The organism is Fibrella aestuarina BUZ 2, from assembly GCF_000331105.1.
Lineage (GTDB): Bacteria > Bacteroidota > Bacteroidia > Cytophagales > Spirosomataceae > Fibrella > Fibrella aestuarina.
Genome location: NC_020054.1, coordinates 367876 through 383010, shown reverse-complemented (window position 1 = coordinate 383010; position 15135 = coordinate 367876). Strand labels below are relative to the sequence as shown.

At 58.1% G+C, this 15135-nt stretch carries 7 protein-coding genes; 1 reads left to right on the top strand and 6 read right to left on the bottom strand.

All coding sequences use genetic code 11. From position 1 onward, the window contains the following. Positions 1 to 8 precede the first annotated feature (8 nt). The 3 genes from FAES_RS01425 to FAES_RS01415 form a co-directional block, all read right to left on the bottom strand. Positions 9 to 4976 carry a T9SS type A sorting domain-containing protein gene (locus FAES_RS01425; protein ID WP_051054006.1) on the bottom strand — a complete coding sequence of 1656 codons (4968 nt, stop codon included), beginning with the start codon at positions 4974 to 4976 and terminating at the stop codon, positions 9 to 11. A gap of 222 nt (positions 4977 to 5198) precedes the next feature. Next, the gene (locus tag FAES_RS01420; protein WP_015329395.1) at positions 5199 to 6758 is read right to left on the bottom strand and encodes an ABC transporter permease/substrate-binding protein; all 1560 of its coding nucleotides are present in this window, start codon (positions 6756 to 6758) and stop codon (positions 5199 to 5201) included. A gap of 93 nt (positions 6759 to 6851) precedes the next feature. Then, on the bottom strand, positions 6852 to 8777 hold the full coding sequence (locus tag FAES_RS01415; RefSeq protein WP_015329394.1) for a YgiQ family radical SAM protein: 1926 nt from the start codon (positions 8775 to 8777) through the stop codon (positions 6852 to 6854). A gap of 222 nt (positions 8778 to 8999) precedes the next feature. Here FAES_RS01415 and FAES_RS01410 point away from each other — a divergent pair, with 222 nt between their 5' ends. Continuing rightward, on the top strand, positions 9000 to 9767 hold the full coding sequence (locus tag FAES_RS01410; RefSeq protein WP_041258496.1) for a class I SAM-dependent methyltransferase: 768 nt from the start codon (positions 9000 to 9002) through the stop codon (positions 9765 to 9767). A 94-nt stretch (positions 9768 to 9861) separates the two neighbouring features. On the opposite strand, the gene FAES_RS01405 is transcribed toward FAES_RS01410, so the two are convergent. The 3 genes from FAES_RS01405 to FAES_RS28805 all read right to left on the bottom strand — a co-directional run bounded on the left by FAES_RS01405 (position 9862) and on the right by FAES_RS28805 (position 15131). Further along, positions 9862 to 10776, bottom strand: coding sequence for an SMP-30/gluconolactonase/LRE family protein (locus tag FAES_RS01405; protein ID WP_015329392.1), 915 nt, complete (start codon positions 10774 to 10776; stop codon positions 9862 to 9864). 77 nt (positions 10777 to 10853) lie between these two features. Further along, complete coding sequence (locus FAES_RS01400) at positions 10854 to 12575, bottom strand: cellulase family glycosylhydrolase (RefSeq protein ID WP_198409033.1); 1722 nt, start codon at positions 12573 to 12575, stop codon at positions 10854 to 10856. 177 nt (positions 12576 to 12752) lie between these two features. After that, entirely contained in the window at positions 12753 to 15131 is a 2379-nt protein-coding gene (locus tag FAES_RS28805) for a cellulase family glycosylhydrolase (RefSeq protein WP_083891454.1), read from the bottom strand. Between the last annotated feature and the right edge of the window lie 4 nt (positions 15132 to 15135).

Genomic DNA, 15135 nt, shown 5'->3' with positions numbered 1-15135 from the left:
GACTTGCTTTACAGTTTCATCACTTTTTTGACGACGCGCCGATCGCCAACCTGCACGCTCAGTAGGTAGATACCGGCTGGCTGCTGACTCAGGTCGAGCTGGGTCTGGCGATTTTCGGTGGTGCGGCTCAATACCGGGCGGCCGTTGAAATCACTCAGCATCAGCTCGGCGGGCTGTTGAACCGTAAGCGGCAGATCAATCGAAACCGTCAGCACGTTTTGGGTGGGGACGGGATAGAGCGAGAGCGCGCCCGTGAGTGGGTCTTCCACCGCCAGCAGGGGCAACACCGTCACAACCGCCGTGCCCGACACTGGTCCCGAACCACAGTTGTTGGTGACCGAGGTCAGCATGTAGGTGGTGTTTTTGGTCGGCTGGAAGGTCAGAATATGCGGATTCGCGTTAGTGCTAATGGTGCTGGGTGGACCACCATCAACCGTATAGGTGATGGCCCAGGGACTATCGCCAGCCAACGCGATGCTCAGGCTGGCTGGGTACGTCTCAAACACATCCTGTGTACCAGTCAGTACAGCAGATGGCAACCCTTTTACCGTCAAGATGGTCGGGCTGCGTTCGCCGGGCACTTCGGCGCCGGGGTTAGTGGCCAGCACCCGGATAAAGTATGGTCCACCTTTAAACGCCGACGGAATCGTGGCGGTGATGGGACTTGTCGCGCTTTCGGCCGAGATATCGGTGTAGACTTTTGCGGTCGAATCGGCAATCTGCACCTTGAATCGGTTGCCCTGGTTGAACGTACCTGCGGTTGAGAAGGCGACCGACAGGTTAGTGCCTGCACAGAAGCTGGTCGATCCTGCCAGTGCCTGCGTCGTGATCGTCGGGATATTGACGAACACGGTCGCCGTTGCCGGGTTACCCGATAGCCCGATGCCACAGACGTTCGAGACGCTGGCTACCTGATAGATCGTCGTGCGCAGGGGCTTCACCGTCTGCCGGAACACCGAGTCGGTCGTTGTACCGGTGGTGCCATCGGAGAGCGTAAACGAATAAGGCGGCTGGCTGGTAAACCGCAGCGTGAGTTGGGCCGTCAGGCCGTAGTTGACCGTCGTGGAGCCAAACAGGCTAAGCGTCGGGTTGGTGTTGACAACCAGCCCAACCGTGGCCCGTGAACTGAAACAGCCATTGCTACCCTGTGCATAGACCTGATAGGTCTCGCCGCCTTTGGTGGCGTTTAGCGTGGGAGGCGTGGGCGTCTGCGTGCTCACAAATCCGTTCGGATCGACCCAGAAGAGCGTTGACCCGCTGGCGGCCGTCACGTCGATAGGACGCGACACGTCGTTGCGGCAGTAGGTCAGCAGTGACGTCGCCAGAATCGGCGTCGGTGTGGTCACGATCCGGACGGTTACCGTAGCGTTGTTACTCTGGCAATTGTTGACGGTCTGGGTCACGAAATACCGCTCGGTGCGCAGGCCATCAGGCTGCGGATTGGGCGCTCCGCCGAGCGCGGTATTGTCTGAATTGTACCAGCGGATATTAGCACCTTCAGCGGTAAGTGGCTTAATGTCCTGTTGGGGCTGGTCGCGCTGCACGAGACAGTATTGCAGATCGCGCACGGTTGGCGGCGCAGGCACGGCGTAAACGATGACGGGGTAGTCGACCTTCGGGCTTTCGCAGCCTTCGCTGTTGGTCTGGCTTACTTTGTAAACGATCGTCGTAACCTGCGCGGTGCTGGGCGTTGGGTTGTCGTTCAGCAGGTTGTTGTTGGCGTCGTAATACTTAGGCCGCTCGCCCTGTACGCTCAACTGCCGCGACGGACCGCCCTGACAGAGCGTGAAGAGGCTCACGCCCGGCTGCCCCGGCGTATCTTTCACCCGTACTGTAAAGGGGGCGTTGTCGCTCCGGCAACCATTCAGCGTCTGGGCAACGGCGTAGCTATAGGTACCCACGCGGTCGTTAGGGGCGGTGGGGGCATTGGGGGTATCACGGCCATCGACCACCCAAATTAGGCTGGCGCCGTTTTCGGTCGTTGCTGATAATGTTGGCGCGCCGTAAGTCCGGCAGAATTCGGGATTGCCAGGTACGTTGCCGGGCAGGCCGGGTTTCCGTTTGATCGTCACCGGAATTTCGCGGCGGTCGCTTTCGCAGGAGCCGACGGTTTGCGTCACGTAGTAGGTCCGGACGGCCGTCACGTCGCTGGGGTTGGGCGACGTGTTGGGCCGAATGGCGTTCGTGCTGCCGGTGCCACCGCTAGCCACATCATACCAGCGCAGATCCTGCCCGTTGGCCACCAGTAAATCGGCGGTTTCACCCGAACAATACTGGCGCGGCGTTGTAAATGTGGGTTGCCCAGGTACGGCATTAATCGTCACCGATACCAGCGCTGTGGTGCTGGTGCAACTGGCGCTGTTGGTCTGTGTCACATAGAAGCGCTGTGTACCCAGGCCGCTCGTCGATGGCGTGGGCGCGCCGGGTAGCGCATTGCCTGAAGCATCTGTCCAGACGAGATTCTCGCCCGTTGCGGCTAATGGCTGGGCACTGCGCGTCTGGCAGAAAATTGGGTTCGGGTTGGGCAAGCCGGGCGCACCAGGCGTCGGGCGCACGACTACAGCCACGTCCAAGAAGTCACTCTGGCAATTTCGGGCGTCGGTCTGGGTGACTTTGTAATTGTATGTATTAGCAGTATTAGGGGCTGGATACGTGCTGCCCGGGGCCAGAAACCCACCCGCCTGTGTGTACCAGCGGATGGCGCTTCCTGAGGCCGACAGCGTTACCGGTGCCTGTGCGGAGCAGTAATTGTAGTTGACGGCCGTCGGCTTGTCGGGCAGACCATACACGGTTAACCGAAGCGTTTCGGCTAGCCCTTCGCAACCGTTGATGGTCTGAGTCACGGCAAAAGTTGTCGACGTACCTACTGTGCTTGTAGCTGGACGATACGTACCTGACCGTTCGGTATTGCCTTCAAACCACCTCAGCCCCTGCCCGGTAGATACATTGCTCAACGTCTCGGCCTGAGCATTCAAACAGACTGAATACGATTGGCTGACCGACGGTTTGGCGGGCGTTGGGTTGATGGTAATGGCGCGAGAGATACGGGTGCTGGCGCAGCCATCGACGCGCTGCTGAAAATAAACTAGTGGGTCAGGCTCTGCTGTGGCGGTCGAAACAGTAAAACTGTTTCCTGAAGCAGAAAGAGGGGCAGAAGTCGTTAGGTTCGGGTACCATTCGATGACCGCGTTTGCATCACCAGCGGCGGTAATGGTCTGAACATTGCCAGTGCCTGAGTTTTGGCAGAAAGCGGTCGCGCTGGTCAGTCGCAGCGAAGCCGTGCCGGGATTGCCTTTTACCGTGACGGTGACGATGTCACTCCGGTCGCTCTCGCAACTGTTCAACGTCTGCGTTACCTGATATCGTTTGGTGGAGGAGGGGGCCGCTAAAGTCGCGTCAGCCGAGGTTGTATTATCCGTGAGGTTATACCACTTGATGGTAGCCCCGCTCAACAGCGTGGCACTCAGACGAGGTTGGGCGCTGGCATCATTCGCACAGTAGTTGTTCGGTGCGCTAATGGCCGTTGGCGCAGCAGGTTTGGGGTTGATGCGCACAGTTGCTGAAACGGGCGTTGCGCTGCTGAAGCATCCCTTGTCACTTTGCTGTCGGAAATAAACCTGTATATCGCCGCTATTTACAGTTGAAATGGTGTAGCTGTCGCCTTCGGTGGGTGTCGTGTCTGTGGAAGAATCATACCAAAAAACCTTCCCCCCTATTACTTTGGAGGCCGTAATCGACTGCACATTGTTTGTTCCCGAAAACTGGCAGAAAGGCCCGTTGTTGCTAGTGCTCAATGTGGGATTACCCGGCGGTGTATTAATCGTTACAGTTGCGCTGGTGGGCGCACTGGAACAATTAGCGGTGTTGCTTTGTACAACCGAATAGACTGAATACGGTACAACTGCCGGTGCCGAAATTGGTCCTGTGTTAGTCACCTGGCTGTTGTTCGGGAAAGTCCAGGTAAGCTTATTGCCAGCTGCCAGATTCGTTACCGACAGCGTTGGCGGGGTATCGCCTTGGCAATACGCGACGGCAATTTTTTCTAGATTAGGTTTGTCAGGGACGTTGTAGACCGTAATAGTAACCACGCCACGAGGCCCTTCGCATGTAACGCCGTTGGCTGTATTGAATTGACTAATTGAGAAATTGTACGTTCCCGAGGTCGATGGGGCGTTGATCGTTGCCGCCGTCTGCGCGCTGTTATCCGCTAGGTTGATCCACCGAAACGACGTACCTGAACCAGAGGCTGTAAGCTGCCCACCAGCACCAGGGCAGTATTCCCGCAAACCGGCTACGGTCGGCGTCGTGCTGGGCGGCGCCGTTATCAGTACATTAACAGACGCTCGACCGCTTACGCAACCACTGCTGCTAGTCTGAGTAAAAGCGACCGTATAGGTGTTAGGGGTAACGTCGGTTCTGAAGCCGTACGTAGGGCCGGGATTTGGCGTAGTAGCACCCGCATTTTCATACCACGACAGGTTGCTGCCGTTAGCAGTCAACGACAACAAGCCGCTATTCTGACAGGCAGCAAACGTACCGTTCGGTTGATTCCCCGACGTCGTGGGCAGCGGTGTCCCAATCGTAACGGGATTCGTCAGGTTGGTACTTGTGCGCGCCGGGGCACTTGACGTAATACGGAACCGATAGCCTATTCCGTAGGTAACGCTACCCAACGTGCCAGCTATCGACAGGCTGGTAGCGCTGGCGCTGGCTGGTGAGGCCGTCAACGTGGTGACACTAACGGGTGAGGCGGGAAAGGTGCCATCGGCTTCAGAGCGTTCCAGTCTGAACACGTTGCCCGCTGTGAACGTACCTGATGTGGTGAACGTAAGCGTTACGGTAGAGCCGGTACAGAGGCCAGTGGTGGGCGAAATGTTCTGGTTAACAGTGATAGTTTGCGCCAGCGAATGACTTACGAAGGCCATCATCAGCGCAAGAATTCCCAGAAATTGGCGATAGGGAAACGTCCAATTCATATGCACTATTTATGAGTTAGTAAAACGCAACTAGCTAGTATACGACAAATCTAGGGAGATAACGCCACCTTACATGGCCGTTCGATGGTAAAATATCCGGGTTTCGTCCTATTCTATAGTACTTCACTATAGTAAAAGCAAAAACTAGGCCGTTTGCCGCAAGGTCTTGAACGACAACGATTCAGCTGTCCGGTAACATGAACGCCCAGGCCAGAACAAGGGTTAACGTTCCAGGTATTTAGTCAGTTGTGAGATGGTCTGGATACCCAGTTGCTGGGAGTCAGCCTCACGCATCATCAGGCAATACGCATTGTTGAACCCGAGTGGTTGACCCCACCGCAGGCCGTAGCGTTGCAAGAATTGGCGCTGAACGTACCCATATACGGCGGCGGGCGCACTACCGATTGAATCGAGTGTGGCGCGGCCCGGTTGCAGAATCACCAGCAGGCCGGTGCCGGTGTATTCCGGGTAAAAGTCGATGGCCCCGGTGCGCAGGGCGTCGAAGCAGAGTTGAGTGCCGCCGAAGCCCGTTTTCAGCACCACCCGCAACGGCGTACGCCCCTCGATGAGTTGCCGGTAGATTTCGGCCAGAATGTATTGCTCGGTGAAGACCTTCGAACCCATGATCACTTGCCCTGTGCGCGCGCCGGTTGGCGGCTGCCACAGGCCCGCTCGTTGCAGAAACTCACGCGCGATGCGGCCGGGCGACTGATGCAGGTAGTCGGCGCGGTAATTCAGGTCGGTCATGACCGAGTCGGAGAGGCGACCCGCCAGCAAATCGAGCGCCGGGCCGAGGACTGGGTACGTTGCCAGCGTTTTCTGGCGCACGACCGGGGCGGCGGCATAGGGTGGAAACGCGTGTTTGTCGTCGTCCAACACACGCAGATCGAACGCCCGGATGCGCCCATCGGTCGAGTAGCCACTGATCACGTCGACCTTGCTCGTTCGGATGGCCTCGTACATCAGGTTCTGGTCGAGCAGGCGGTGGGTAATCTGAAGGCCGTAGGTCTTCTGCAAACCGGGATAGCCATCCGCCCGCCCGCCAAATTCGTGCGCAAACCCAGCCAATAGGTTGGTTTGGCGTCCCGTTGGCCAGAAAGCCGCTGCTGACCCCACGAACAGCACCGCGAGCAGTGCCACGTTGGTGCCGCGTCCCAGGCGCTTTGCGCCCCGCCAGTTTACCCGCTGAAGCTGAGCCAGCGTGGCATCGAACAGGACGGCCAGCAACGCCGCCGGAATAGCCCCGGCCAGAATCATGGGCGTGTTGTTAAGCGCAATACCGCCGAAGATGAACTCGCCCAGCCCGCCCGCCGCCACATAAGCGGCCAGGGTAGCCACCCCCACGTTGACGACCGCTGCCGTGCGGATACCCGCGAAAATGACCGGCAACGCCAGCGGCAGTTCGACCTGCCAGAGCACCTGCCGGTCGGTCATGCCCATGCCCCGCGCTGCCTCGGTGGTGTTGGGGTTTACCTCAGTAATGCCGACGTAGGTATTGCGGATGATGGGGAGGAGGGCATACAGAAACAGCGCCGCCAGCGCCGGGCCCGCCCCAATGCCGAGCAGCGGAATGAGCACCCCCAACAGGGCGATGCTTGGCACCGTCTGCAACACACCCGCTACACCCAGCACCACCGTGGCGCTGCGTCGGCGTTTGGCGATCAACGTACCCAGCGGCAAGCCAATCAGCAAAGCAAGCAACAGCGAACCAATCGTCAGCCCGATGTGCGTCAGCGTTAGGTCGAGGAGCTTAGGCCAGTTATCGCGCAGGAAAGGGAGCATTCGAGTGGATCTATAACTCCGGAGCTTCCGCTTCGGTCGTGTAAAACAGGGGCGTCATTACCACTACCCAAGCGGAAGCTTCGGTGTTTAGACTTACTTTCTAAACTTGCCTCCGCCTTTCTTTGGGGCGGCACCCCGCTGCTGCGTCTTCTGCGCGTTTCGCTGCTGGTAGTTGGGCTGGTAATTGCCAAGCAGTGTTTTGGCCAGATCGGGGCGTTTGAGCTTGGTGAGCCGGTTTTTGATCCAGTCTTTAAACTCGTGCTTATACCAGAAAAAGTAGTTGTTCTGGTTTTGTTTCTCCTCGCGCGTTTTAGCCGTATAGACCGGCTGAAGCGTATAAGGGTGCACACCGGTGTAGTAGATCACCTCCGCCACGGTCATGGGCGTTGGGGTGAAGTCCTGCACCTGTTCGAGCCGGAAACCGAGGTCTTTGGTTTCGGCGGCGAGGTTGGCCATGTCCTGCTCTTCGCAGCCGGGGTGCGAGCTGATGAAGTATGGAATGAGGGGCTGATTCAGGTTGTGCTTGTCCTGAATCTGATCGTATTTCTCCTTGAACTTGCGGAAATACTTGAAGCTCGGCTTGCGCATCACCTTCAGCGTGGCATCGGAGGTATGCTCTGGCGCGACTTTCAACCGGCCCGATACGTGGCGCGTGATGAGCTGCTCCATGTATTCGTCGTGGTTGCCGTCGGCGTTGTTCTTGTTGAAATCATCGACCAGCAGATCGTACCGGACCCCGGAGCCGACAAACGCTTTCTTGACCGACGGATGGTTGTCGACCATTTTGTAGACCTCCGTCAGCGGCGTGTGGGAGGTGTCGAGGTTCGAGCAGATAACCGGGTTGATGCAGCTGGGGGCCTGGCAACGGGCGCAGATCGACTCGTCTTTGCCCTTCATCTTGTACATGTTGGCCGACGGGCCACCCAGATCGGAGAGATAACCCTTGAATTCGGGATGCTTCGCAATTTCGTCGACCTCTTTCATGATCGACTCCTGCGAACGCGACGCCACAAACTTGCCCTGGTGCGCCGAAATGGTGCAGAAGCTACAACCACCAAAGCAGCCCCGGTGCATGTTGACCGAGAACTTGATCATGTCGTAGGCTGGAATGGGGCCACGATTTTTGTATTTGGGGTGCGGCAAGCGCGTGTAGGGCAGATCGAATGAGCGGTCCATTTCGGCCTCGTCCATCGTCTTGAACGGCGGGTTGATCACCAGCGTCCGGTTGCCCACTTTCTGCAAAATGCGGTTGGCCTGCCACTTGTTCGACTCTACCTCGACGATCTTGAAGTTGGCCGCATATTTCAGCTTGTCTTTGAGGCAAACCTCGTGGCTTGCCAGTTCCACCGTGTTCCAGGCCGTATGCTCAGGTACGTTGTGAGTCTCGTCGAGGTACGCGATCTGGTTGACGTCACGGACCTGATTGAGCGGCACGCCGCTCTGCACCAGCCGCAGAATCTCGCGCAGGGGCTGTTCGCCCATACCGTACACGAGCAGGTCGGCTCCCGAATCTTCCAGAATCGTCGGCATCAGGCGATCCTGCCAGTAGTCGTAGTGCGTCACGCGGCGCAACGACGCTTCGATCCCCCCGATCAGCACGGGTACGTCGGGGTACAGTTCTTTCAGGATTTTGGTGTACACGATGGTGGCGTAGTCGGGCCGGAAACCCGCTTCGCCGCCGGGCGTGTAGGAATCGTTGGAGCGCAGTCGTTTGTTGGCCGTGTAGTGGTTCACCATCGAATCCATACAGCCGGCCGTTACGCCAAAGAAATACTTGGGTCGCCCAAACTTCTTGAAGTCACGGAGGTCGTCTTTCCAGTTGGGCTGGGGCACAATGGCCACCCGAAAGCCCTCACTTTCAATGATCCGCCCGATGACGGCTGTGCCAAACGACGGGTGATCGACGTAGGCGTCGCCGGAAATCAGCACCACATCGACGTCGTCCCAACCGCGCTGCTCAACTTCTTTCTTCGTAATGGGTAACCAATGGGTAATCGGCCTCTCGCGAACTGTGATCATACCACAAAAATACGTCTGTTGATTGTATTGTGTAGCGTTTAGCCGTGTCGGGCCGCAGCCGTAACAGGAAGTCGGGTTTCGCTACAAGTGTCAGCGCACAAATGACAGGTACGTTACCTGCCGACGCTGGTGAGCCGCAACGGATTGCGTCTCTACGAGTGGCAACATTCCAAAGCCTGGGTACGTTCGGAATTGCCCGGTTCGACCCGTAATTTTGCAGCTATGTACAAGACCACTGAGATTACTTCCGCTGATATTACGTCGGACAACCCCGTTCACCAGCGGTTATTGTATCCGTATACACAGGCTGCGCAACTGGTGAGCGGCACTGTGCTGGAAATCGGCTGTGGCTGGGGGCGTGGTCTGGAACTGCTCACCAAAGCCGCCGACCAGTACACCGGCATCGACAAAAACGCTGACCTGATCGCCGCCCTTAGCAAAGCCTATCCCGAATCGACGTTTATTCAAGCGAATATTCCTCCCCTAGGTACGTTGGCCGATAACACCTTCGACTATATCGTGACGTTTCAGGTGATCGAGCACATCGAAAACGACGACCTGTTTGTGCGCGAATGCTACCGGGTGCTGAAGCCCGGCGGAAAACTGCTGCTGACGACCGTCAACAAGACGTTTTCGCTGACCCGTAACCCCTGGCACGTACGCGAGTACCTCGCCGATGAGTTGGAGGCGTTGATCGGGAAGTACTTCCCGACGGTGGTGACTGATGGCGTGCATGGCAACGAGAAGGTGATGACCTATTACGCGCAGAACAAAGCGTCGGTAGCCAAATTCACACGGTGGGATTTTCTGAACCTGCAACACCGCCTGCCGCGCCGCCTATTGCAGGTGCCCTACGACCTGATGAACCGGATGAACCGAAACCGCCTGCTGAAACAGGATGGCCTCGCCGCTGAAATCAATGTCAACGACTACATGGTGAGTCACGACCCCGCCGGCAGCCTCGATTTCTTCTACATCGCGACGAAGTAGGGGTTTGCCTTCGGCGTCATTGGTGGTCATTGATGGTCATTAATTGTTTTTTACAACGAATGACTACCAATGACTACCAACGACCAATTTCCCTTCACTTCACCCCACGTACCTGCATGGGGATGGTAAACACGGCATCAGTGGCGGTGATGAACAGCGTTTTGCGATCGGCACCGCTGAAACACAGGTTACCCACCCACCGCGCCGGTACCGGGATTACCTGAAGTTTGGCGCCTTTGGGGCTGTACACCGTCACGCCCCGGCCCGACAGGTACACGTTGCCCTGTTGGTCGATGGTCATGCCATCTGATCCCTGTTCGACAAACAGTTGCCGGTCGGTCAGGCGGCCATCGGGTTGGATGGTGTAGCGGTACGTTTTGCCAGCACCGGCGTCGGCTACGTAGAGCGTTTTGCCGTCGGGCGAGCCGATGATGCCGTTGGGTTTTATCAGCGTGCTGTCGACAATGCGGGCTTCAGTGGCGCCTTTGGGCAGGTAATAGACATGCTGCCCGGCTAGTTCGGGCATTTTGTGTGTCCAGTAATCGCGGGGGTAAAGCGGGTCGGTGAAGAAAACGCCGCCTTTAGGCGTGATCCACAGATCGTTGGGGCCGTTGAAGTGCTTGCCCTGATAATTCTTGAGCAATACCGTCACGCGTTTGGCCGGACTGATCGACCACAGTTCGTTGTTTTCGTCGGCGCAGGCGAGCAGATTGCCGTTGGCATCGACAAACAGGCCATTGGCGCGCCCGGTCTTGTCCATGTAGACCGACAGGTTGCCTTTGGTGTCGTAGCGCCAGATTTTGTCGTTAGGCTGATCGGTGAAGAAAACGTCGCCTTTCTTATCAACGGCGGGGCCTTCGGTGAAGGTGAACTGCCGGGCTACGAGCTTCAGCGTCGCGCCCGGGGCCGTGACCGAATCGCCGGGAGCCAGAGAGCGGCAGAAGCCAAGGTGGGGGAGCACGAGCAGCGTAATCGCCACAAGCAGGTAGGCGGGTTGAAAGCGGATCATAGACCGGATGTTCTTTGCGGAGAAAGCAGGGGCGGGCAACTCTTTACTAAGGCTAGGGTGTGGATCGGCACCGTGGCTTAATTGGTCGCGGGTTTACGATTGGCCGTTGAAAACTCCATCGCCGCCAGATTAAACCCGCCCTGTATAATCAGCAGCCGCAGCGTATTCAGGCCTTTTCGTAGGTGAACAACCTGAGCGGACGTGGACTGCCAGCTTGTGGGGCCACCCGTATTGGGTACGTCGACGGCAGTCAGCAACGGTTTGTCGGCGGTCAGCAGCGATAATCGGCCGTTGGTGGTGTCGGAAGCAACGCGGAACTGCACGGCGTAAGACCCCGTCTTGGCGACTTTCACCGTGTAGGTGAGCCACTCGCCCGATTCGGTGTTCGTGACATAGGGGCTCTTGCTCGTTGGGTCGAGGCGGATGTCGACGCCATCGTTGCGGTAGGCGCGGCCCCGGTTCCCATCTGTATTGACACCAGGCGTGTATTGATAACGGGCGGTGTCGGCGTCGAAATAAGCCGACCGCTGCCGCCCCATGTCGAAATCCGCCGCTTGTACGGTGGCGTTATTGGTCAGCGTATGCGAAACGAACGGTTTAGAGCGGGTCGACTGCACTTGCCGGAACATAGCATCAATGACATCGCGGTGGTATTGATTCCGGTCCAGCCTGGTGTTGGCCAGTAGTTCGTCGAGGGTTTGCTGCGCCTCGGCGGCGGTTGGCTTGGGCGCTTTACCACTCCAGTAGTCGAGAAGCGTCTGGTAGCCCGCCGGCGTCTTGATTTCCAGCGGGTTGTTCAGCCCCATCTTCTTTAGTTGCCACCAGCACCAGCCAATGTCGTTTGTTTCCATCAGCCGGATGGCTTCGGTAAACCAGGTGTTCGAATTTTCGCCCGACTCGCCCAGCCAGATAGGTACGTTGTATTGCTGGCGCAGATCCAGAAAGCGCTGAATGGCGGGCTGCGTATTGAAGTTGCCGTATTTGTGAAAGCTCAGCGCCATGTTGGGGTCCCAGGTGGGTAGTATACCCGCATAGTTATTGCCGAACCCGTTGCCTTCGATAATGATCAGGTGATGCTTGTCGACCTCCCGAATGGCCTTCGTGATGTCGACCATCAGCTTACGCAGCGGTACATTCCTGGATTCGGCCGTGCCGCGTACGTCTTTGGGGTCGTCGAAGCCCCAGTTGGGTTCGTTGATAAGGTCGTAGCCACCAATCCAGGGTTCGTTGGCGTAGCGTTCGGCCAGTTTTCGCCAGAACGCAATGGTTTTCTGTTGATTGGCTTCACTTTGCCAGAGCGACGGTTTGGCGGGGTCCCGGTCGGCAATGGGCAGGTCGTTGCCCTGACCGCCGGGGGCCGCGTGCAGATCCAGAATGAGGTACATCTTGTTGGCCCGGCACCAGTTGAGCAGGCTGTCGGTGAGGGCAAAACCCTTCGCCAGCCAGGTATGCTGGCCGGCCACCGGCTCTTGTTCGCTCGGGAGCGTGTAGAGGTTGTAATGCATGGGCAGGCGCACGGAGTTGAAGCCCCAGGCGGCCATCGAATCGATGTCGATGCGGCGGGTGTGGTTGGCCAGCCAGTCATCGTAGAAGCGGTCGGCCTGCTGCGGGCCGACGACATCGCTGATTTTCTCTTTGATGCGGTATTGCTGCCCCAGATTACTGAGCCGAAACATGTAGCCTTCCTGCAACTGCCAGCCGCCCAACCCCATACCGCGCAGAATGAGTTTCTGGCCCGACCCATCGACGAGCTGGGTCCCATCCGCCCGGAGAAAACCCGGCGCACGCTGAGCAAGCATAGCAGGACCGGAAAACAGACTGGCCAGTACGATCAGACCAGCCATTACTCGTGAAAAAAACATATTGCTTCAGGGGGTATGTAAACAGAGCGGGTCATTACCAGCCGGAACGCGCTTACCGGCTAGCAATAACCCGCCTGTTTGGCTGAGTCTACTCAGCTTTGGTAAGAAAATGGATTAATGAACCAGTACTTTTCTCGACAGGGAAGCAGGTCCGTCGTTCAGCCGGATGATGTACAAGCCGCTTTTCAGGTCGGTTACGTTCAGGCTTTCGGTTACCGCCGATTGCAGCACCGAGCGGCCCGTTAGGTCTGAAATGGTTACCTGCCCCGGCCGTTGCACCCGGATGGTGAACTGACCCGTTGAGGGGTTGGGGAAAACCTGCAGACGGCTGTCGGCTTCGCCGGGTTCGAGCGCGGCGGCCATCCGTGCCGAGCCGGCAACGCCCCAGTTGAAGGCTTCCCAGCCACTGATGGAGGTGCGGGTGCAGGTCATCGGGCCCTGCCCGTTTTCCGACGAGATGTACTGCCCGTTGTTACCCCGGAAGGCGACCTGCCCGCCGCTTACTTCGATCCAATCGAACGATTCCCACGCGCCAATCGTGGTGCGTGAGCACGTGATGGGGGCCAGTCCGTTTTCGGAGCTGACATACGCCCCATTGCTGCCACGCAGGGCGATTTTGCCGTTGCCCGCGCTGACGACCACAAATTGCTCCCAGCCTCCCGCCGAGGCGCGGTTGCAGTTCATGGGGGCCTGCCCATTCTCCGACGACACGTACTGGTTGTTGAAACCACGCAGCCAGATCGTTTGCCCAATGGGCGCGCCGGCACTGGCGATACGGAACCAGTTGATGTTGAAACTGCCGTTGGCCGACACGAGCGCGACTTCCTGGTCACCGGCCGGGAGTTGCACGGTCTGCGTGATGGTCTGCCAGTTCTGCCAGCCGCCCGTATTGGGGACGCCCACCGTGCCAAACGACGATGACCCCCCCAACCGCTCAAACCGGAGGCTACCGCCGCTGTTGGGCGTAGCTACACGGTACTGAATGGTGTAGCTACCGGCCACAGGTACGTTGATGCGGTACCCCAGCCAATCGCCGGTTTCGATGTTGCCCACATTCTGCCCGCCGCCAGCGTCGATGGTGGTTTCGACGCCAATGCCGCTCATCGAACAATAGCTTTCGGCCTGAAGGGTGGCTGGTACGGGGTTATAGCTGCCGGTGCAGACCGTGGTGGCGCCCCGGCGTGGATTGACCGCATCCAGCGGGCCGTAGTTGATGCTCGTGTTGGCAAACTTAATGTTGTTCAACACGCCGCTCATGGCCGACACGCCGTCGGTCAGGTACGGTGGGCCGTCGATGCGCCGCAACGCGGCATTGGGGCTGCTGCTTGTGCGTTTGTAGGTCCAGTGTGCCCAGCCAATTTTGGCCGCGTTGAGTTTGTCGACGTTCTGCCGGAGCCAGCTGTCATCGTTTTCGCCGGTTTCACCAATCCAGACCGGTACGTTCCAGCGCGACCGGAACTCGGTCAGGTTGATCATCCGGTTGATCTGATTCGGGTTGCCGTCGCGCACGTAATCGTCGCTCGGGGTGATCCAGTAGCGGTGTGCGTTGTACACGAGGTTCGAGCGGTTGTTGAAGTTGTTGGGCTCGAGGTAATCGTAGTTGTTGCCCCAGCCGTTGCCTTCCACCATAATCAGGTGCGTATCGCCCAGGCCACGAACGGCGTTGATCAGCCGATTGGTCAGGCTGAAAATCGCTTGCCCACCGCCAGGTACGTTGTTGGGTTCGTTGATCAGGTCCCAGAAAGCAACGGTGTTGTTGTTGATGTACCGCCGAACGATGGTTTCCCACAGGCGCACCGTGATGTTCTGGAAAATGGGTTTGTTCCAGAGGTCATTGGTGACCAGCGCGTCGGAAATGTTGGTGTCGCTGCCCTGTGCTCCCGGCGCCGCGTGCAGGTCGACGATGACATACAGGCCGCGGGCGGCGCACCAGTTCAGGCAGTTTTCCAACGTGCGGAAGCCTTCCGAATTGGGGTCGGTGAAGAGCTGATTGGCGTTGTACCAGCTCGTCATCGAGTTGACGTAGGTCATGTAGGTGCTTGGGTTGCGGATTACATTGTTGCGCACGGCCCGCTGCGAGGGCGTCAGGAAGAGCTCGTAATGCATCGGAATCCGGACGCAGTTGAAGCCCTGATCGGCGATCCAGTTGATGTCGGCCTGCGTGATGAACGTATCGCGCCAGCTTTGGTAGAACGTTTCGACCTGGGCATCGGACTGTCCCTGATCGTAGAGCCGCTTCTTGAACGACCCCTGCGTGCCACCCGAATTCGGGTTTATCATGTAGCCCTCCTGTAGCAGCCAGCCGCCCAGCCCCACGCCTTTCAGAAGCACTTCCTGGTTGTTGGCGTTGACAATCCGCTGCCCATCGGCCCGCAGTCGGCTAAGCTGAGCCTGAGCAGGTTGTGTGCTAGCGGCCCAGCTCGTCAGCAGGCAGATGACTGCCCAGCCCATCGCCATTAGCTGCCGGGCCCTGTGTTGTAACGTTCTTTTCATGTTT

Bases quoted from the DNA above. Each gene is read 5' to 3' on its own strand.
- FAES_RS28805 (WP_083891454.1), bottom strand. From the start codon at position 15,131: ATGAAAAGAACGTTACAACACAGGGCCCGGCAGCTAATGGCGATGGGC.
- FAES_RS01420 (WP_015329395.1), bottom strand. From the start codon at position 6,758: ATGCTCCCTTTCCTGCGCGATAACTGGCCTAAGCTCCTCGACCTAACG.
- FAES_RS01410 (WP_041258496.1), top strand. From the start codon at position 9,000: ATGTACAAGACCACTGAGATTACTTCCGCTGATATTACGTCGGACAAC.
- FAES_RS01415 (WP_015329394.1), bottom strand. From the start codon at position 8,777: ATGATCACAGTTCGCGAGAGGCCGATTACCCATTGGTTACCCATTACG.
- FAES_RS01425 (WP_051054006.1), bottom strand. From the start codon at position 4,976: ATGAATTGGACGTTTCCCTATCGCCAATTTCTGGGAATTCTTGCGCTG.
- FAES_RS01405 (WP_015329392.1), bottom strand. From the start codon at position 10,776: ATGATCCGCTTTCAACCCGCCTACCTGCTTGTGGCGATTACGCTGCTC.
- FAES_RS01400 (WP_198409033.1), bottom strand. From the start codon at position 12,575: ATGCTTGCTCAGCGTGCGCCGGGTTTTCTCCGGGCGGATGGGACCCAG.